This is a genomic window from Citrobacter sp. wls718 (assembly GCF_005280945.1).
GTDB classification, from domain to species: domain Bacteria; phylum Pseudomonadota; class Gammaproteobacteria; order Enterobacterales; family Enterobacteriaceae; genus Citrobacter; species Citrobacter gillenii.
The window spans coordinates 1-2,425 of record NZ_SZWV01000017.1; the positions used below are offsets into that span (position 1 = coordinate 1).

The following is a 2,425-nucleotide window of genomic DNA, read 5'->3' on the forward strand; positions in this document are numbered from 1 at the left end:
CAATAAGTTGGAGTCATTACCAGCATCGCCTACCTTTGCTGGCTTGCGTTTAAAATGTGGCGCAAGCCTGTGAATGAGAAAACAGACGAACTTCCGCAACGGACATCTTCATGGTCAATGTTTAGCGCGGGTATGGCATTAACGTTGGGTAACCCCAAAATCATGGTGTTCTACCTGGCTCTTCTTCCGTCGTTTATCGATTTGTCAAAAGCCGGTGTAAGTGAATGGGCAATCCTTGCCAGCATTACGCTGGTGACATTGGCCGCGATCGATCTGACCTGGACGTTCCTTGCACACAGAGCACGCGTTTTATTACGGACTCCTAAAGCGGTGAGATTTGCCAATCGTATAGGCGCTGTTGCTATGGGCGGTGCCGCTGCGGCTATCGCTGCACGCAACTAATACTCTAAAAAGTCTGCTGGCCATTTGTCGGCAGATTTATTAAATCTGAGCGTCTGTTTCTGGCTCTGACCGGCCCTTGAGGCTGGCATTATCCGTAAAAAACCTTGTACCATTTTTAATGAAGGAGTTCGCATGCTAAAAGTCATCGCCGAAGATTTTATCAAACCTGAATGCGTCGACAACGTTCTCCCTTTATACCGCGAACTCATCGCGGCAACGAAGAAAGAGCCTCTGTGTATTGCTTATGATTTGTACCGGGATGAAAAGGATCTGGGGCATTTTATTTTCATTGAAGAGTGGCCAGACCGGGCAGCACTCGATGCACACTGTGCCAGCGAGCATTTTACTCGGCTTGTTCCTTTGATTGATCAATACGCACGTAAAGCGGCGCAGTATATCCTGATGGATGGTCGGGTGGAGCCGGAGAGATAAAGTCCGTTTCCGGCTCGAAGCCGACCAGCGTTGTTCCATAAGATTAATGAATCCATCTAATAAAGCTTAGTGAATTACTCCACCTAATCAAATAAATCAGTTTGCGTTATGCTGTTACGGGACAACAGTTGAAGGATAACGTCATGCAAACAGTCACACTGAACAACGGTATTAACATGCCCCTGTTGGGCTTTGGTGTATTCCAGATGACGGATGCCGCCGAGTGCGAGCGGGCGGTGATTGACGCCATCGAAACGGGTTATCGCCTGATTGATACCGCAGCCTCTTACCTGAATGAAACTCAGGTAGGCAACGCGCTAAAACAAAGCGGCGTCGCCCGCGATGAGCTTTTTGTGACCACCAAATTGTGGTTACACGATACAAACTACGAAGGTGCAAAGGCCCAGTTCGAGCGGTCACTGAACCGACTACAGCTCGACTATGTTGACTTGTATTTGATTCACCAGCCTTACGGCGATGTCCACGGTGCATGGCGTGCCATGGAAGAGCTGCAACAGGCAGGTAAAATTCGTGCTATTGGCGTGAGCAACTTCCATCCCGACAGACTGGCCGATCTTATTGCCTTTAATAAGGTCACCCCGGCGGTGAATCAGATTGAAGTGAACCCTTTCAATCAGCAGCTGCATGCCGTGCCGTGGATGCAAAGTCGTGGTATTCAACCTGAAGCGTGGGCCCCGTTTGCCGAAGGGAAAAACGGTCTGTTCCAGCATCCTGAGTTAACAGCGATAGGCCAGAAATACGGCAAAAGCGTCGGTCAGGTTGTCCTGCGGTGGATCTTCCAGCGTGGCATCGTGTCACTGGCAAAATCGGTGCGTAAAGAACGTATGGAAGAGAATATCAACATCCTCGATTTTGAACTGAGCGCGGAAGACATGCTGCACATCACCGCGATCGACACCGCAACCAGCGCATTCTTTTCCCATCGCGACCCGGCCAGAGTGGAATGGTTGGCTGGCCGTAAGCTCGACGTCTAATCCGCGACACAAACAGAGGTTTACTGTCGCAAACACGTTATCTCGGTCAATCCTGGCTCGACGTGTTGGCGACAGGACTCGGTTTCATGGGGTTAAGCCACGGCTTACATGACTAACACGCTGAATCTGTTTGCCTGACACGTTAAATGCCGCAACCAGAACCGAATAAAACGAAAAAACCCAAGTCGCATAACGACTTGGGTTTTGTATTTGGCGGAAGCGTAGAGATTCGAACTCTAGAACCCTTTCGGGTCGCCGGTTTTCAAGACCGGAAAAATATTAATAAAAATCAATAAATTATGTCTATTCGATAGAATACTATGAAAAATTATCACCTATGAAAAACAACATGTTAGCTTAATTTTAATCACGAAATTCCCCAAATTTATGCACTCGCCTTGACTAAAATCTGAAATTCACAGAACATTTACTGTATAAAAAAACAGTACAGGTATGTCACATGAGAAACACTGAACCTAACTTAAGCAGCTTACCCGAACTCACCAGTTTTGAAGTAGGCTATTCCCTTCTAACTAATGAAGTTTACCTGTCTACTTCATTTACAGATAACATGACCTGCCCCCACGATTAGATAC

Annotated in this window: 3 protein-coding genes; all 3 read left to right on the plus strand. The window is 47.5% G+C overall.

Annotated elements, in window-relative coordinates; all coding sequences use genetic code 11:
- Nucleotides 1-24 precede the first annotated feature (24 nt).
- The 3 genes from FDW95_RS03415 (at nt 25) to FDW95_RS03425 (ending at nt 1,829) form a co-directional block, all read left to right on the plus strand.
- Nucleotides 25-402, plus strand: coding sequence for a LysE family translocator (locus FDW95_RS03415; RefSeq protein ID WP_283202151.1), 378 nt, complete (start codon nt 25-27; stop codon nt 400-402).
- A gap of 132 nt (nt 403-534) precedes the next feature.
- Nucleotides 535-834 (plus strand): putative quinol monooxygenase, encoded by a 300-nt coding sequence (locus tag FDW95_RS03420; RefSeq protein WP_115258908.1) that lies wholly within the window; start codon nt 535-537, stop codon nt 832-834.
- A gap of 143 nt (nt 835-977) precedes the next feature.
- Nucleotides 978-1,829 carry an aldo/keto reductase gene (locus FDW95_RS03425; RefSeq protein ID WP_096757627.1) on the plus strand — a complete coding sequence of 284 codons (852 nt, stop codon included), beginning with the start codon at nt 978-980 and terminating at the stop codon, nt 1,827-1,829.
- Nucleotides 1,830-2,425 lie beyond the last annotated feature (596 nt).

Excerpts from the sequence above, each read along its gene's own strand:
- FDW95_RS03420 (WP_115258908.1), top strand. The coding sequence starts at position 535 with ATGCTAAAAGTCATCGCCGAAGATTTTATCAAACCTGAATGCGTCGAC.
- FDW95_RS03425 (WP_096757627.1), top strand. The coding sequence starts at position 978 with ATGCAAACAGTCACACTGAACAACGGTATTAACATGCCCCTGTTGGGC.